The 15,613-nt window shown below is 64.8% G+C and carries 15 protein-coding genes; 4 read left to right on the forward strand and 11 right to left on the reverse strand.

Annotation, left to right across the window (positions count from 1 at the left end; all coding sequences use genetic code 11):
* The first annotated feature begins 27 nt into the window (after positions 1 to 27).
* A complete protein-coding gene (idi, locus tag NNX34_RS02445) occupies positions 28 to 549 on the forward strand; it encodes an isopentenyl-diphosphate Delta-isomerase (RefSeq protein WP_255764950.1) in 522 nt (173 codons plus the stop codon).
* A 93-nt stretch (positions 550 to 642) separates the two neighbouring features.
* Here the strand turns inward: idi and NNX34_RS02450 are convergent, their stop codons facing one another.
* Entirely contained in the window at positions 643 to 1,419 is a 777-nt protein-coding gene (locus NNX34_RS02450) for a glycosyltransferase family A protein (protein WP_255764951.1), read from the reverse strand.
* Positions 1,420 to 1,508: 89 nt separating this feature from the next.
* Here NNX34_RS02450 and NNX34_RS02455 point away from each other — a divergent pair, with 89 nt between their 5' ends.
* Positions 1,509 to 2,303 (forward strand): hypothetical protein, encoded by a 795-nt coding sequence (locus NNX34_RS02455; RefSeq protein ID WP_255764952.1) that lies wholly within the window; start codon positions 1,509 to 1,511, stop codon positions 2,301 to 2,303.
* Here the strand turns inward: NNX34_RS02455 and NNX34_RS02460 are convergent.
* From NNX34_RS02460 to NNX34_RS02505, 10 genes are all read right to left on the reverse strand, one after another.
* Positions 2,300 to 3,490, reverse strand: a complete 1,191-nt coding sequence (locus tag NNX34_RS02460) for a TerC family protein (RefSeq protein WP_255764953.1) — start codon at positions 3,488 to 3,490, stop codon at positions 2,300 to 2,302. The genes NNX34_RS02455 and NNX34_RS02460 overlap by 4 nt on opposite strands.
* Before the next feature lie 143 nt (positions 3,491 to 3,633).
* The gene (locus NNX34_RS02465) at positions 3,634 to 4,287 is read right to left on the reverse strand and encodes an NTP transferase domain-containing protein (protein ID WP_255764954.1); all 654 of its coding nucleotides are present in this window, start codon (positions 4,285 to 4,287) and stop codon (positions 3,634 to 3,636) included.
* An 80-nt stretch (positions 4,288 to 4,367) separates the two neighbouring features.
* Positions 4,368 to 4,667, reverse strand: coding sequence for a DUF4193 domain-containing protein (locus tag NNX34_RS02470; RefSeq protein WP_146360892.1), 300 nt, complete (start codon positions 4,665 to 4,667; stop codon positions 4,368 to 4,370).
* 271 nt (positions 4,668 to 4,938) lie between these two features.
* Positions 4,939 to 5,508 carry a TetR/AcrR family transcriptional regulator gene (locus NNX34_RS02475; protein ID WP_255764955.1) on the reverse strand — a complete coding sequence of 190 codons (570 nt, stop codon included), beginning with the start codon at positions 5,506 to 5,508 and terminating at the stop codon, positions 4,939 to 4,941.
* A gap of 156 nt (positions 5,509 to 5,664) precedes the next feature.
* Positions 5,665 to 6,030, reverse strand: coding sequence for a hypothetical protein (locus NNX34_RS02480; protein ID WP_255764956.1), 366 nt, complete (start codon positions 6,028 to 6,030; stop codon positions 5,665 to 5,667).
* 102 nt (positions 6,031 to 6,132) lie between these two features.
* Positions 6,133 to 6,528, reverse strand: a complete 396-nt coding sequence (locus NNX34_RS02485) for a DUF779 domain-containing protein (protein ID WP_255764957.1) — start codon at positions 6,526 to 6,528, stop codon at positions 6,133 to 6,135.
* On the reverse strand, positions 6,528 to 7,547 hold the full coding sequence (gene adhP, locus NNX34_RS02490) for an alcohol dehydrogenase AdhP (RefSeq protein WP_255764958.1): 1,020 nt from the start codon (positions 7,545 to 7,547) through the stop codon (positions 6,528 to 6,530). The genes NNX34_RS02485 and adhP overlap by 1 nt, the downstream gene beginning before the upstream one ends.
* 82 nt (positions 7,548 to 7,629) lie before the next feature.
* Positions 7,630 to 9,153, reverse strand: coding sequence for an aldehyde dehydrogenase family protein (locus NNX34_RS02495; protein WP_255764959.1), 1,524 nt, complete (start codon positions 9,151 to 9,153; stop codon positions 7,630 to 7,632).
* Positions 9,154 to 9,253: 100 nt separating this feature from the next.
* The gene (locus NNX34_RS02500) at positions 9,254 to 10,618 is read right to left on the reverse strand and encodes a GAF domain-containing protein (RefSeq protein WP_255764960.1); all 1,365 of its coding nucleotides are present in this window, start codon (positions 10,616 to 10,618) and stop codon (positions 9,254 to 9,256) included.
* A gap of 162 nt (positions 10,619 to 10,780) precedes the next feature.
* Positions 10,781 to 12,202: an FAD-dependent oxidoreductase gene (locus NNX34_RS02505; RefSeq protein WP_229950156.1), complete on the reverse strand. Its 1,422-nt coding sequence runs from the start codon at positions 12,200 to 12,202 to the stop codon at positions 10,781 to 10,783.
* A 153-nt stretch (positions 12,203 to 12,355) separates the two neighbouring features.
* Between NNX34_RS02505 and rarD the strand changes: the two genes are divergently transcribed.
* Entirely contained in the window at positions 12,356 to 13,465 is a 1,110-nt protein-coding gene (rarD, locus tag NNX34_RS02510; RefSeq protein ID WP_255764961.1) for an EamA family transporter RarD, read from the forward strand.
* Between the two features lie 286 nt (positions 13,466 to 13,751).
* Positions 13,752 to 15,584, forward strand: coding sequence for a DUF222 domain-containing protein (locus NNX34_RS02515; protein WP_255764962.1), 1,833 nt, complete (start codon positions 13,752 to 13,754; stop codon positions 15,582 to 15,584).
* Positions 15,585 to 15,613 lie beyond the last annotated feature (29 nt).

Here is a 15,613-nt window from a genome sequence, read left to right on the forward strand (position 1 = left end):
TAAACACGTATGGGACTAGGGGAAGAAATGACAGACGGCTCAGAACACGTGGTTCTGGTAGACAATGACGGCCGTCCCGTGGGCACCCGCGACAAGGCCGCCGTGCACACCACTGACACGCCGCTGCATCTGGCGTTCTCCACCCACGTCTTCAATACCCGCGGCGAATTGCTGGTTACCCGCCGGGCGATGTCCAAGCTGACCTGGCCGGGAGTCTGGACGAATTCCTTCTGCGGCCACCCCGGTCCAGGAGAAGCTACGGAGGACGCCGTGACCCGGCGCGCCCGGCGCGAGCTGGGGCTCGAGGTGCGGGACCTGACGCTGCGGCTGCCGGATTTCCGCTACCGTGCCGTGGATGCCTCGGGGATCGTAGAGCATGAGATCTGCCCCGTTTACACGGCCGTGGCCGACGCCGGTCCGGTCCCGGCACCGGACGAGGTCATGGACTGGGAGTGGGCGGATCCGGCGCAGCTTGTTCCGGCGGTTCGGCTGACGCCTTGGGCGTTCAGTCCCTGGCTGGTGCTGCAGCTGCCGCTGCTCTACCCCTAGATCCGGTCCGGCCTGCCTGGCGGTGTGGGGTCGGCCTGGCTGTGTGTGCGTGCTGCCTGACGGTGTGGGTTGGGCCTGCTGCGCGGCAGGCGCTCAGTTTGCCGGTGCGGCGGTTTTGCTGCCCGCGAACCTCCGGGCCCAGCGGACCCAGGGGTATTCCTGGGGCCAGTGGCCGGACAGGGTGTGGAAGGCCCTGCGGAAGCGCAGGGCCACGTTTGCCCGGCTTTGCACCGCCCGCGGCGCCATTCCCACGGTCAGGTGCGGATCCCGGCGGCAGCGACGGCCTTGGCCGAGATGGAAGCTGAGGCAGACGTCGTCGTGCATCTGCGCATCCTTCCTATGCACCTCGCCACTGACCGCTTGCCAGGTTCCGGCACGCAGAGCCAGGTTCGAGCCGAAAAACGGCCAGTGGGCCAAAGCTGAACCCATGGCCAGGTAATAGGACCCCAGATACAACCGGGAGAGCAGCAGCGCCGGGAGGCGGGGCATCCCGTAGAAAACACCGGGACCGCTAAGCACTTCCAGTTGCGGGTCGGCAGCGAAGGCTTCAGCTATGCGCGCAATCCAGTCCGGGGGCAGGACGCAATCGGCGTCACATCTCGCAATAATGGCGTCCGCGTCGAGGCCCTGAGCAGCGGCGTCGTACCCGGCACCGGCAGCGGCAGGGATTCCCGCAGCCGGTTCGAAAACCACGCGGGCCCCGAACCGCCGGGCAACCTCCGCGCTGGCATCGCTGCTGTTGTTGTCCACCACCACTATTTCCCGTGGCTGCAGGCTCTGTCCGGCCAGGGACTCCAGGCACGCTTCCAGGAGGGCGGCATCATTGCGGCACGGGATGACCACGGCAACTGCCGGAAGCTCAGAAGGCATGGGCTGAGTTTAGCGTGGAGCCACTGGTTCTCCCGGCCCGTTTCCGGTGCCCACTGCCTCGGTCAGTGGTGCCGGGCTACCGTATGAGAATGATCGATGCGCTGCTCCGCCCGCCCGAGTCCCGGCAGGCATACCTTGCCGACACGGTACGTGCACTGGGAGTGCTTAGTGTCCTGACGGCGCTGGTACTGCTCGGACCGGTGGAAACGGCTCTGTTCCTGCTGGTACTGCTGGGGCTTCTGGTCTCCCGTGCCCTGGCGGTCTTCCCTGGTTTCGACGCCGCCTACGGCGTGGTGCTGCTGGCCGCGGCGTGGAGCAGCGTGGCAGACCTCTACGCCCGCATCTCCTGGTGGGATCTCGCCATCCACTTTGCCACCACAGGGGCGCTGGCCGTGATGGCCTATTTCCTGCTGGTGCAGTTCGGCGCAGTACCTGCCGTCCAGCGCCCGCACCGTCACTCCCCCTCGCTCCCCGTGGTGGTTCCCCTGCTGGTGCTGGCGTTGGGATTGGGGATGAGTGTGCTCTGGGAAATCGGTGAGTGGTGGGGCCACACGTACGTGGATGTAAGCATCAACGTCGGGTACGCGGACACCATGGGAGATCTGGCCGCCGGAGGGCTGGGCGCGCTGGCGGCCGGTCTGTGCCTGGGTTTTGCGGTCCGCCGGTCCGGTGCCGGCCGAATGCCCCGCTGCCGCACCGCACCCACCGCTAGCCCGGGCTCGCGCGGCCGCTGGCAAAGCCGGCTGTGGCCCGGGTTCCCGCGGCCGCTGGTAGCCGGCTGTGGCCCGGCGCATCCGGGCTTAACTGCGAAGGGCATTCCGGGCAGCTGTGCTGCCCGGAATGCCCTGCACTGCCGGCGGATCACCGCCGGCTGTTATCGCTAGCGGGAGAGGTACCGCTCGTGCTCGCTGTGGGCGCGGGCTACGGTTTCGCGGATCTCTTCGATGTCCTTGACCTTGTTGCGGTACTTGAGGTCCATCTTCAGGATGTCCTGTTCCTCATCGCACAGGGCCTTGTAGACCCGTTCCCGCTCTGCAGGATCGGCGGTGTAGGACAGGTCCAGGTACGAATCCGCATGGCGCCGCGCGTTGTTCACGGCGGTCATGGCCTTGCCGGCCGGGCTGACCAGGGACGCAACAACGGTCACCAGCAGGACGCCCACAATGACGGAGAGCGAGAGGCCGGTGGTGATCTCGATAACCGGAACGTGCTCGCCGCCGTTGATGAACGGCAGGGTGTTCTCATGCAGGGCGTGCAGGACAAGCTTGACGCCGATGAACGCCAGGATGGTTGCCAGGCCGTAGCTGAGGTAGATCAGGCGGTCCAGCAGTCCGTCAATGAGGAAGTAGAGCTGGCGCAGGCCCATCAGGGAGAACGCCGTGGCGGTGAAGACAATGAAGACATTCTGCGTCAGGCCGAAGATCGCGGGGATGGAATCGAGCGCGAAGAGGATGTCGGTGCCGCCGATGGCCACCATCACCAGCAGCATCGGGGTGAGGACGCGCTTGCCGTTCTCCATGGTGAAGAGCTTGTCGCCGTCGTATGTGTCCGACGTGTGGAAGATTTTGCGGGCGAGCCGAATGATGAAGTTGTTGGCTTCGTCGTCGCCCTCCGTGCTTTCAGGCTTGAGCAGGTTGCCCGCGGTGATCAGCAGGATCAGGCCGAAGATGTAGAAGACCCAGGAGAAGGAGTTGATCAGCGCGGCGCCGAGAAGGATGAACGCGGTACGGGCGATCAGGGAGAAGACGATGCCGAAGAGGAGGACCTTCTGCTGGTCTTCACGCGGAACCCGGAAGCTCGCCATGATGATCAGGAAGACAAACAGGTTGTCCACCGAAAGCGCTTTCTCGGTGATGTATCCGGCAAAGTACTCGGTGCCCATCTGGGTTCCACCAAGGACCCAGACAACACCGCCGAAAATCAAGGCCAGGCCTACGTAAATGGAGGACCAAATGGCCGCTTCCTTCAGCGTAGGGATGTGCGCCTTGCGGATGTGGAAGAAGTAATCAAAGGCCAAAAGGGCCAGGATGACCGCGATGGTCACTCCCCAGACCAAGGGGGAAACAGTCATGGAATCTCTGCTTTCGTAGGGTATGCCGAAGGAGCATAGGTCTCTCCCGCCACCTTGACTGGCTGGCCGCTGAACCCGGCGGAGCGTCGGTGCTCCACGTGTTGACGGATATCTGCGTTCTGGGATACTCCCCTACGAAGCCCTCAGTCTAACAGGGCCAGGTCCGCATCGCAGTCCACGTCCCGCCCATCGGCCAGATCGGTACAGTCCACGACATCCAGGAGCTCCGGATGGGCGGCGAGGAACGCACGGGCCCCGGAATCCGGATTGGTTCCCGGCTTCCTTTCCCCTGCATGTCCAGCCCCTGCATCGCTTGCCTCCGGTTCCAGGCTTCGCGCGGCCACAGCAGTATCGAACAGAACGGGGTGTCCGCGCCGCAACTTCCCATCCGGCGCCCGGTAGCCGGCGGCGGTGATCCTGCCGGGCTGCCCCGCGGCGAGGACGCGGGAGACCACGGCCGGAGTCAGTCCGGGCTGGTCGACCAGGGCCACTAGGACCGAGGTCTCCGGCTCCCGGGCCAGTGCCGCCAAAATCCCGCAACGGTAACTGGTGCCCATTCCCAGCTCCCACTGTGGATTCACGACCGGTGCAGCATCCTGCAGCCGAGCTGAGGCCAAAATGTCAGCGCTACCGGCGCCCAGCACCGCGACCACGTGGGTGCACCCGCCGGCCAGGAGCACCGCGACCTGATGCTCGATCAGGGGCCGCCCGCGGAAAGGCAGCAGCGCCTTCGGTCCGCGGCCGAGGCGTCTGCCGGCACCGGCAGCCAGCAGGACCGCCGTCGTCGTTCCGATCATTGGTCTGTCCCCACTCCGGTCCGGACTTAAACAGGCAGCCGCCGCACCCTAGGTGGTGCGACGGCTGAGGTTTCGGGTTATTAGCCTTCACAGTCCTTGCAGTAGGCCAGACCGTTCTTTTCGACGGCCAGCTGGGAGCGGTGGCGGACCAGGAAGCAGGAGTTGCAGGTGAACTCGTCTTCCTGCGGCGGCACTACGCGGACGAGCAGTTCTTCACCGGACAGGTCTGCGCCGGGCAGTTCGAATCCTTCAGCTGCCTCGGTTTCATCCACGTCAACTACGGCAGACTGCTTGTCACTGCGCCGTGCCTGAAGCTCTTCGATAGAAGCCGGGCCGGCTTCTTCCTCAGTCTTGCGCGGCGCGTCATAATCTGTAGCCATATTCTCGGCTCACACTCCAAATCCGTAGTTATGTTGTTTCCGGGGCACTCGATACTAGCCGAACATAACGGTTGTACGGTCTCGTACTGTTCCCATCGGCCGTTCGGCTGCCGTTTTTCTTTCTCCGGACCTTGGGCGTCCGCCCCGCGGACGCCGAAAGTGCGCGTTATGCCGGGAAGCCGTCCGCGGGTCCATTATGCGGTCCCCCGCGCACCCTTTCCTACCCAACGTGCGTCCAGACGTGCTGGTTCCGCTTTTTCGGCGGGACTTGTTAACGGTTGAATCCGTTGCGGAGGAAGCCAATCGCTTCGGCAAACAGCTCTTCCAGCAGCTTAAGTGACGCCGGGGTAATAGCGCCCTGCGTGCGCCGTTCCCACTGGGCAAAGGCGCTTCGCCCGCAGGTCAGCACTGAACCCACCAGGCAGGAGCTGTAGAACGGATCCGCGGCATCGCCCAATCGCTGCCGGATGGAAGCGACGATGCGCTGTTCCGCCCGGTTCCAGGCCTCCAGCTGGAACCGCAACATTTCCGGGTTGTCCTGGGCAATGGCGTAGAGCTCGGCAGTCACCGCCAGCCGCTCCGGGTCCGCCGGGGCGGTCAGGGCCTCCAGCATGGACTCCACGATGTTCTCGGCCTGCGGACGGGACTCGAAGTGGCCCAGCACGGTTTCCAGGAATCCTTCCATGGCCACCGTAAGCGACGCTTCAATACTGGAAAAATAGTTGAAGAAGGTCCTGCGCGAGACGCCGGCCCGCTCCGCGATGTCGTCCACCGTGAAATTGCCCGGGCCGTTACTGCGGACCAAGCTGAGGGCAGCCGCGGCGATGGCTGCGCGTGTCACCGATTTGTTTTGTTCCCGCCGTGAGGGGGCGGCTGTTTCTCCTGCTGCCACGCCAATACACTAAGTGCAACTTTGCACGACGGGCAAGGGGAACGAAAAAGCACCGGACAAACAGGTTTTCGCCTGCCTGTCCGGTGCTTCTCTTGCTCTTTGCGGTTATGCCTCAGGCTGCGGTTCGGCCGGAGACATCTTCTGCTCGCCGCCGGAGGTGTAGGAACCATTGGTTCCCGTGCTGCCGGCCGCGGAAGAACCCGTGGAGGACCCGGTGGAACCGGATCCGGTGCTGCCGGAAGAGCCGGATCCACTGCTGGAACCGGTGACCTTGGAGGCGGCATCCTTGGCGACGCCCGTAACCTTGTCCTGCAGGCCCGGGGCCTTTTCCTTCGCCCAGTCGGTGCCGTGGGAAACGGTTTCCTGCACCTTCGGGTCATTCCAAAGCTGCATCAGCTTTTCGCGGCCGCCCTTGGAGCCAACCAGGTAGCCAATACCCGCGCCCGCCAGAAATACAAACTTCTTTACCATGGTCTTCCTCTTCTCCTGCCCTCACGGGGCCTTGATAAGTTCCGTCCACTGCACCCTACCGTTCAAAACGGCAGGTTCAACAGTCAGCTTACTATTTGGATCCTAGTCAAGCAGACGGGACCGGATAAGGAAGCGTTTACCCTCAGGTGCTTCCACGGAAAACCCACTTCCCCGTCCGGAGACAACATCCACGGTCAGATGGGTGTGCTTCCAGTACTCAAACTGCTCACGCGACATCCAGAACTCCAGTTCCTCACCTGCCAGGTCGAAGACCCCCAGAAGGACGTCGGCATCTGAAGTGAGAAACTCCCCCTTCGGAAAGCACATGGGCGAGGACCCGTCACAGCAGCCTCCGGACTGGTGGAACATCAGCGCACCGTGGATGGGCCGCAGCCGCAGCAGCAGGGCCTGTGCCTGCGGCGTCAGCGCCACCCGGGAGAACGTCTCCCCGGGCAGTGCGGCAGCCGCTTCCAGCGGAGAAGCAAGCGAAGAATCCATCAGTATCCAATCACCACACGGCCATCAACACGGCCTTCTCGGAGTTCAGTCATCACGTCATTAATCTCTTCCAAGCTGCGGACGGTGATGTTGGGGTGGATCAGTCCGCGGTCGTAGAAGTCGATTGCCTCCGCCAGGTCCTGGCGGGTACCCACGATCGACCCCCGGATGGTGAGGCCCTTAAGCACGGTGTCAAAGATCGGGGCCGGGAAGTCCCCCGGCGGCAACCCGACAAAGACAATCGTCCCGCCGCGCCGGGCCATTCCGATGGCCTGTGCGAAGGCTGTCGGATGCACCGCGGTGACCAGTATTGCGTGCGCACCGCCGGTCTTTTCCTGGATAACCTCGGCCGGGTCCTCGTTGCTCGCATTGACCACAACCTCGGCTCCGTACCTCGTGGCCAGCTCCAGCTTGTCATCTGCGATATCCACGGCGGCGACGCGCAGGCCCATGGCAATGGCGTACTGAACTGCCACGTGTCCCAGACCGCCTATGCCGGAGATAACGACCCACTGACCGGGCCGTGCCTCGCTGACTTTCAGTCCTTTGTAGACCGTGACGCCTGCGCAGAGGACCGGAGCGATTTCCTGCGGATCGGCCCCGTCAGGGATGCGCGCCGCAAAACGCGCATCCACCAGCATGTACTGGCCGAAGGAGCCGTCCACCGAGTAACCACTGTTCTTCTGCTGCTCACACAGGGTTTCCCAGCCGGTCCGGCAGTACTCGCACACACCGCAGGCGTAGGCGAGCCAGGCGTTGCCCACCATGTCGCCCGGGTGCAGGTCGGTAACCCCTTCACCGACCTGCACCACTTCCCCCACCCCCTCATGGCCGGGGATGAACGGCGGAGTCGGCTTCACGGGCCAGTCACCGTCTGCGGCATGGAGGTCCGTATGGCATACACCAGTCGCCACCAGCTTGACGAGCGCCTGGCCCGGACCTGGTTCAAGCACCGCCATTTCCTCGATGGAGAGGCCTTCACCGAGTTGGTTCACTACTGCTGCCTGCATGCTTGCCATGGGGTCCTCGTTCTGTCAGCGGTTTAGGGTAATTCCAGTGGAAAGCGAGTGACACCCAAGCCTAGGCAGGTCCGCGGGCCGCTTAGAAGAACCCCTGCTTGTTTTCCGCGTAGCTGACCAGCAGGTTCTTGGTCTGCTGGTAGTGGTCCAGCATCATGGCATGGTTCTCGCGGCCGATGCCGGAGGACTTGTAGCCGCCGAAAGCGGAATGGGCAGGATAGGCGTGGTAATTGTTCACCCATACCCGGCCGGCCTGGATATCGCGTCCTGCCCGGTAGGCGGTGTTGCCGTCCCGGGACCAGACACCGGCACCAAGGCCGTACAGCGTGTCATTGGCAATGGCCATGGCCTCCCCGTAGTCGGAGAACCGGGTCACGGAAACCACCGGACCGAAGATTTCCTCCTGGAAGATGCGCATGTTGTTGGTGCCCTCGAAAACGGTGGGCTGGACGTAGAAGCCGCCGGCAAGGTCGCCGTCGAAGTGGGCCCGCTCGCCTCCGGCGAGGACCCGTGCACCCTCCTGCTTGCCGATATCCAGGTAGGAGAGGATCTTCTCCAACTGGTCGTTGGACGCCTGGGCGCCCACCATGGTGTTGGTATCGAGGGGATTGCCCTGGATCATCTGTGCCGTGCGGGCCAGTGCGTCCGCCATGAAGGAGTCATACATGGAGTCCTGGACCAGTGCACGGGACGGGCAGGTGCAGACCTCGCCCTGGTTCAGGGCGAACATGTTGAAGCCTTCGAGCGCCTTGTCGTAGAACGAGTCATCGGCGGCGGCGACGTCGGCGAAGAAGATATTCGGGCTCTTGCCGCCCAGCTCGAGGGTCACCGGAATCAGGTTCTGGCTGGCGTACTGCATGATCAGCCGGCCCGTGGTGGTCTCACCGGTGAAGGCGATCTTCCGGATCCGGTTCGAGGATGCCAGGGGCTTGCCGGCTTCCACCCCGAAGCCGTTCACCACGTTCAGCACGCCTGCCGGCAGCAGGTCCGCGATGAGTTCCATCAGGACCAGGATCGACGTCGGCGTCTGCTCGGCGGGTTTCAGCACGATGGCGTTGCCTGCCGCCAGCGCCGGAGCCAGTTTCCAGACGGCCATCAGGATGGGGAAGTTCCACGGAATGATCTGTCCCACTACTCCCAGCGGCTCGTGGAAGTGGTACGAGGTGGTGTTGTCGTCGATCTGGGAGATGCCGCCCTCCTGGGCGCGGATGGCGCCGGCGAAGTAGCGGAAGTGGTCGACGGCCAGCGGCAGGTCGGCGGCCAGGACTTCCCGGATCGGTTTGCCGTTGTCCCAGGTTTCGGCGACGGCGAGCATTTCGAGGTTGGCTTCGATCCGGTCCGCGATGCGGGTCAGGACCAGGGCCCGTTCGGCTACCGCAGTCTTGCCCCAGGCCCCGGCGGCCTTGTGCGCGGCGTCCAGCGCGAGATCGATGTCAGCCGATGTACCGCGGGCCACTTCGCAGAATGCCCGGCCGTTGATCGGCGAAATGTTCTCGAAGTACTCCCCCTTGACCGGGGCCACCCATTCGCCGCCGATCCAGTTGTCATAGCGCGGTTTGAAGGTGACTTTCGAGCCTTCGGTGCCTGGCTGTGCGTAAACGGTCATGTTGCGCTCCTTGTGCGTTCGACGTCGGTGTCGGTTGCGGACATCCCCGAGGCTACGGAGCGCAACGTTGCAAGCAGGTTGCAACGAAAGGTTTGTGCCTTCAGGCCAGGTCCCGTTCGATCCGTTCCAGGGCGGCGATGACGGCGGCCCTGCGGGGCGAGCGCGGCGGAAGCACACGCAGGGCAAGCTGCCAGGCCTCGGCGTCGTGCTCTGCCTCCGGCAGGTGCAGGTACTGGAGCAGGGTGTCTGCACCGGCGTCGGACAGCATGGCCTGGCGCAGTACGGCAGAGACCTCGGTCCGCAGCCGGATGACGGCGGGCGCCTCCGAACGCGGCAGCACCGGTCCGCCGTACCTCCGCAGGGCCAACCGGTAGGCGCCGTGTTCCAGGAACCGCAGGACCTGTGCGGCGTCCACTTCGAGCGGACGGGCCAGGCGGTAGGGGCGGGAGCGCGGCACCAGCGGCTCGGTTCCGGCGGCCACGCCTTCCATGAGGTTGCGCAGCCGCAGCATCTCGGCGCGCACCGTGCCTGCCTGCCCGCCATCGGGGTAGGCAAGGGAGGCGAGTTCCTCTGCCGTCAGCCCGCCCGGGTGCAGTGCCAGCACGGCCAGCAGTTCGCCGTGGCGGGAACTGAGTTCCACGGTCCTGCCGTTGATATGCAGGACGGCCCGGTCCCGGCCGAGCAGCTCCAGGCTTTCCGTGGAGTCGGGGACAGGCTGCGGGGGCTTCCGGCGGGTACGACGGCGCAGCGGAGCTCCGGAGGCGGTGGATGATCCGTTACGGGTATCCCGGCGGGCCTGCAGCCGCTGGACCTGGAGCCGGGCTTCGGCGGCTGCGACAGCTGCCCGGACTAGGGCGAGCGTGTGCGGAGCGACGGCTTCGGGGCCGCCTGTGACGTCCACGACGCCCAGCACGGAACCGGTGTCCGGGTCATGCACGGGCACGGCGGTGCAGCTCCAGGAGTGCACAAGCCGGCTGAAATGCTCCGGTCCGGCAATCTGCACGTCGGCCCCTGTGGCGAGGGCGGTTCCGGGCGCACTGGTGCCGACCGTTCGTTCGGACCAATCCGCGCCGGGCAGAAACAGCATGCCTTCCGCGCGGCGGCGCAGGGCAGCATCGCCGTCGACCCACAGCAGGCGGCCCAGTTCATCGCCTACGGCCACCAACAGCCCGGAGTCCTCTCCGGGCTCCACGAGCAGGCGGCGGATTACCGGCATCACGGCAGCGAGCGGATGCGCGGCACGGTAACGGTCCAGGGCGGCGTCGTCGAACACCAACTCGGGACGCGAAACGTCCGGGTCCGAGTGGTGCTGCAGCGAACGCTGCCAGGACTCCCGGATGGAAGGCCTAAGCCGGTCCAGCCAGCCGCTGCCGGCACCGAGCGACTCGTGGGCCCGGAGGGCGTTGCGAAGCAGCGCGTCCGCCGGTATCCGCGGCAGGACACCGGACTGCCCGTTCTGGGCCAAACCTTCATTTCGCGCCGCAATGCGCACGGCCCCCGCCTATCCACGCTGATAAACGGACAACGTCTCGGAATGGACGTTGTCCGGTAGGGAACACACCTTGCTGGATATGCTCCCATGCGCGGACCGGCGGAGGCCAGAGGAACTGCAGGGTGCTGCTTACGACTACTCGCCGCGGGAGATGCGGGTCATTTCCTCGCGGTCGACCACCTTGACACGCTCACGGACGAGTTCGCCGGTCAGCGGGTCGGGGTGGATGTAGGAGGCGCCGAGGCTGCGCTCATAGGCATCCAGTTTCAGCCAGCCTTCCCAGGTGGTGTACTTGACGCCGCGCTCTTCCAGCAGCTCAATGATCGACGACGGGTCCGGATGCGTGGCGGCCGGCAGGTTCAGCCGGTCCTCGAGCAGGAAGCCGATGGTTTCCAGCGCGTCGCCCTTGGTGTGGCCGATCAGGCCCACGGGGCCGCGCTTGATCCAACCGGTGGTGTAGATGCCCGGCACCGGAGCGCCGTCTTCGTTGATGACGCGGCCGCCCTCGTTGGGGATCACGCCGCGCTGCTCGTCGTAGCCCACTTCGGGCAGCTCGGAGCCGAAGTACCCGATGGCCCGGTAAACGGCCTGGACCGGGTAATCGACAATCTCGCCGGTGCCGCGGACGTTCCCGGTGCCGTCCAGCTCGGTACGCTCGAACTTCATGCCGGCGACCTTGCCCGGATCAGCGGGATCGTCATAGATCTCCACGGGGCTGTGCAGGAAGTGCAGGTGCAGGCGGCGGGAAGCTCCGGTGTCCTGCTCCTCCACCAGCCAGTTGGTGAGGGTGTTGACCATGGTCTTGGTCTGGTTGTTGGTGCGGATCTGCTCGTCGGAGCCTTCGTCGAATTCGAAGTCCTCGGGGTACAGGACGATATCGACGTCGCGCGAATGCGAGAGTTCACGCAGTTCCAGCGGCGTGAACTTCACCTGCGCCGGTCCGCGGCGGCCGAAGATGTGCACATCGGTGACCGGGGACTTCTTCAGGCCCTCGTAGACGTTGGTCGGGATTTCCGTGGTGAGCAGGTCATCGGCGTGCTTGGAAAGGATGCGGGCGACGTCGAGGGCCACGTTGCCGTTGCCGATCACTGCCACTTCCTTGGCGTCCAGCGGCCATTCGCGCGGCACGTCCGGATGCCCGTCATACCAGGACACGAATTCCGCACCGCCGAAGGAGCCTTCCAGATCGACGCCGGGCACGTTCAACGGGGCGTCCTTGATGGCGCCCGTGGCAAAGATGATGGCGTCATAGAAGTGCCGGAAGTCTGCCAGCGTCAGGTCGCGGCCGTAGTTGACGTTGCCCAGGAATCGGATGTCCCCGCGGTCCAGCACCTTATGCAGGGCGTTGACGATGCCCTTGATCCGGGGATGGTCGGGAGCCACACCGTAGCGGATGAGCCCGTAGGGCGCGGGGTACTGGTCGAAGAGGTCAATGCTGACCTCGAAGTCCCGATCGGCTTTGGTAAGGATGTCGGCGGCGTAAACACCGGCGGGGCCTGCGCCGATAATGGCGACCCTCAAAGGACGCTGGGCGCTGTCCGCGGCAGGGTTAGTCACTGATAGTCCTTCTTCTCTTCTGAGCTTCTGGGTGCGCAATTAACACACAGTTATTTATTCTAAATGCCGGGTTCGCCACCGTCTAAACGGCTCGAAAAAACGGGTGCGGGACGCCTTGGGAATACGCACGGGTGCAGGCGCGTTAAGCCCTGCGTGCCTTTCTCAAAGCCTGTCCCCGCCCGCCGCGGCGTCCGTACCGCCATGCCCGGCGAGGGTGCCGGCGCGTCCTCCCGTCTGTCCGGGGGCCCGTCCGCCGGTGCGACCGCCGGTTCGTCCGGGGCGCCAGGTGCGCCGGACCAGTCCGCTGCTCCGTCGTCGTCCGGGCCGTCGTCGTCCGGGCATGCCGGGACGGGACGCGAGAACCTTCCCGGCATCCTCTTCGGAATTGGTGCGTACGGGCTCTGGGGTCTGCTTCCGCTCTATTTCATGGTCCTCAAGCCGGCCGGTGCGGTGGAAATCGTTGCCAACCGCGTTGTCTGGTCACTGGTGTTCTGCGCGATCCTGCTCACCGTCATGCGGGCCTGGAAGCCGATGCTTGCCGCCGGACGGAACCCCCGCACAGTAGGAACCCTGGCGGGCGCTGCCCTGTTGATCGCCGTGAACTGGCTGACGTATTCCTGGGCCGTGTTGAACGAACACGCAGTGGAAGCAGCGTTGGGCTACTTCATTAATCCGATCGTGTCGGTCCTGCTCGGCGTGCTGGTGCTCAAGGAAAAACTGCGTCCGCTCCAGTGGGCCGCCATGGCAGTGGGCTTCATTGCCGTTCTGGTCCTGGCCTTTGCGTACGGAACCGTGCCTTGGGTGGCTTTGGCCCTGGCCTTCAGCTTCGGGTTCTACGGCTTGGTCAAGAAGGGCATCGGCTCGCGTGTTGACGCAGTTTCCAGCCTGACGATTGAAACGGCTGTGCTCACACCTATTGCAGTCGGCGTGATGATCTGGCTTTCGGTGACCGGAGCGGCCACGCTGACTACCAACGGGGCCGGGCATCTCTGGCTTCTGGTCGCGTCCGGCATCATCACTGCCGTGCCGCTGATCTTCTTCGGGGCGGCTGCACGCCGCCTGCCGCTGTCCACTGTGGGACTGCTGCAGTATCTGGCGCCTACCCTGCAGTTCATCCTGGCGCTGACCGTGTTCAAGGAAGCGATGCCGCCCGAGCGCTGGGCGGGCTTCGGCCTCGTCTGGCTCGCACTGGTGATGCTGACGGTCGACATGATCGGCGGACCCCGCCGCAACCGGCGGCTGCGTGCTGCGGCGGCTGTCTAGGGGTTAGTTCAGCGAAGCAGATGTCCTAACCACGCCCACCCGGCCGTCCCGAACCACCCCGATCGGGCCTGCTCCGGCGGCCTGTGTGGTTAGGGGCGGACTGTGTGGTTAGGGGCGGTCTGGCGAGGTTATCCGGGTGGCTGCGTTGTTAGAGGCGGACTGGCGAGGTTACGGCGGTCTGCCGACTAGTCCTCCCCGCCTGGGCCCTGGACAGCGCGTCTTGATTGTTGTCCCCAACGCGGGCCCCACCGGACCATCAGTCGCTCCACTCCGGCAGGCTTGTTGGATGGCTTCGGAAACTTTGAGCGAGTTGCAGCTACCGGCGGAATTGTCCGTCGCTACATCAGGTGTGAGCCTGATGCAGCGTGCGGAATCGCTCGTCGCGGAAGCCCGTGACCTCTGTGAAGACGCGACTGAGGCCTGGGATCTTCTAGGTTTTCAGGACGCGGTGGATTTCGCTGCGGCCGTTGAAGGTATAACACGCGTTACGGACTACCTGAAGCTGGTCGCAGCCGCGGCCATCGATCGGCAGAGACCCGCTCAGACGTTTGGCGAGGGCGGCCTGCGGGAGTTCCGGAGCACTCCGGACTTCATGCGAGCCCGCCTTCGGATCTCACGCGCCGAAGCGCGCCGCCGGCTGGCACTCGGTTCAGCTGTCCTTCCCACAACCACTGTCACAGGCGGGAGTCGCCCACCCGCGTATCCGCAGTTAGCTGAGGCATGTGCTGATGCCGCTCTCGCTGCAGCTGATGCGGATGTGATTGCACATGCATTGGAAGAAGCGCTTCCGCGGATGGAACCACAGGCTCTCGACGCCATGGAAAAGCAGCTCACTGATATCGGCTCCCATCAGGACCATGATTTTCTCGTCCGTACGGCGAAACACTGGACCGCCTTGCTGGACCAGGAACGGCCACCCAGCGAGGAAGAGCTCGTCCGTTTCCAAGGGATCTTCCCGGGACGGCGCCGAAATGGACTGAACCATCTCCACATTTACTGCACCGACGAACAGCACGAGGCGCTCACCACCCTGATGAACAGCGCCTCCAACCCGCGGGTGAACGGCCAGGACGGTACCAACCGCGGCACACCGGAACCAGACCACATGACAGAACCCGGCAGTGCAAGCGAGCCAGGCTGCGCGACAGAGCCCGGCAGTGCGACCGAGCCCGGCAGTGCGACCGAGCCAGGCTGCGCGACATCAGCCGGCAGTGCGACCGAACCGGGCTGCACGACATCACCGGGCTGCGCGACAGAACCCCGCCCTGCGACCAATCCGGACCGCGCGACCACACCCGGCAGCACTCAGCCCGAGCGGCACATTCCCGCTGAGGGAGCTTTTACACCGGCAACAGCGGGACAGGATTCACCTCCGCACCCCCATATCCTTGACCGGCTGCCCAGGCCCACCCGCCCGCAACTGCTCTTGGAGGGGCTGCTCGCCGCTGTCCGCGCTGCCCTGGCTTCCGGGGGCCTGCCCGCTTCCGGAGGGCTGCGTCCCCAAGTTATGGTCACTATCAGTCATGACGCCCTCTTGCTGGGGCTGACGAACGCAACTGGCGAGCCGGACGCGAGGAACCGCACGATCCGCGGGGATCGCCCAGACGAACCGCATTCCGCCAATGGTCCGGATAACAGGAACACCGAAACATCGCGTTCTCCGTCGCCTGGCATCGCTGCCTTCTCCGGACCAATCGACACCCGGACTGTCCGGCGCATAGCCTGCGACGCGGACCTGATTCCGGTAGTCCTGGGATCCAAGGGACAGGTGCTGGACCTGGGCCGTGCGGCAAGACTCTTCCCTCCCCACCTGAGGAAGGCCCTCCACGCCCGCGACCGAGGCTGCGCTTTCCCCGGATGTACAGTTCCGGGACCTTGGACCGAAGCGCACCATGTCACCTTCTGGGAGCGGGGCGGAGACACCAGCATCGGAAACGGGGTGCTGCTGTGTTCCTTCCACCACCACTTGATCCATCAGGGCAACTGGCACGTATCAATGCAGGCCGGCATTCCCTGGTTCCGGCCGCCGGCTTACGTGGATCCGGAGCGCAGACCGCTGCGGAACACCTACTTCCACCCTGGTTTCCCAGCCTCCGGCGGAACTCCAAACGGAACCTGACGCCTCACCGCAAGGACCTTCCGTGACGG

Origin of the sequence: Arthrobacter sp. zg-Y1116, assembly GCF_024385485.1 — a bacterium.
Lineage (GTDB): Bacteria > Actinomycetota > Actinomycetes > Actinomycetales > Micrococcaceae > Arthrobacter_B.

What these genes read in the sequence shown, in the direction of transcription:
- idi (WP_255764950.1), top strand. Translation starts at nt 28, where the DNA reads ATGACAGACGGCTCAGAACACGTGGTTCTGGTAGACAATGACGGCCGT.
- NNX34_RS02450 (WP_255764951.1), bottom strand. Translation starts at nt 1,419, where the DNA reads ATGCCTTCTGAGCTTCCGGCAGTTGCCGTGGTCATCCCGTGCCGCAAT.
- NNX34_RS02455 (WP_255764952.1), top strand. Translation starts at nt 1,509, where the DNA reads ATGATCGATGCGCTGCTCCGCCCGCCCGAGTCCCGGCAGGCATACCTT.
- NNX34_RS02460 (WP_255764953.1), bottom strand. Translation starts at nt 3,490, where the DNA reads ATGACTGTTTCCCCCTTGGTCTGGGGAGTGACCATCGCGGTCATCCTG.
- NNX34_RS02465 (WP_255764954.1), bottom strand. Translation starts at nt 4,287, where the DNA reads ATGATCGGAACGACGACGGCGGTCCTGCTGGCTGCCGGTGCCGGCAGA.
- NNX34_RS02470 (WP_146360892.1), bottom strand. Translation starts at nt 4,667, where the DNA reads ATGGCTACAGATTATGACGCGCCGCGCAAGACTGAGGAAGAAGCCGGC.
- NNX34_RS02480 (WP_255764956.1), bottom strand. Translation starts at nt 6,030, where the DNA reads ATGGTAAAGAAGTTTGTATTTCTGGCGGGCGCGGGTATTGGCTACCTG.
- NNX34_RS02485 (WP_255764957.1), bottom strand. Translation starts at nt 6,528, where the DNA reads ATGGATTCTTCGCTTGCTTCTCCGCTGGAAGCGGCTGCCGCACTGCCC.
- adhP (WP_255764958.1), bottom strand. Translation starts at nt 7,547, where the DNA reads ATGGCAAGCATGCAGGCAGCAGTAGTGAACCAACTCGGTGAAGGCCTC.
- NNX34_RS02495 (WP_255764959.1), bottom strand. Translation starts at nt 9,153, where the DNA reads ATGACCGTTTACGCACAGCCAGGCACCGAAGGCTCGAAAGTCACCTTC.
- NNX34_RS02515 (WP_255764962.1), top strand. Translation starts at nt 13,752, where the DNA reads ATGGCTTCGGAAACTTTGAGCGAGTTGCAGCTACCGGCGGAATTGTCC.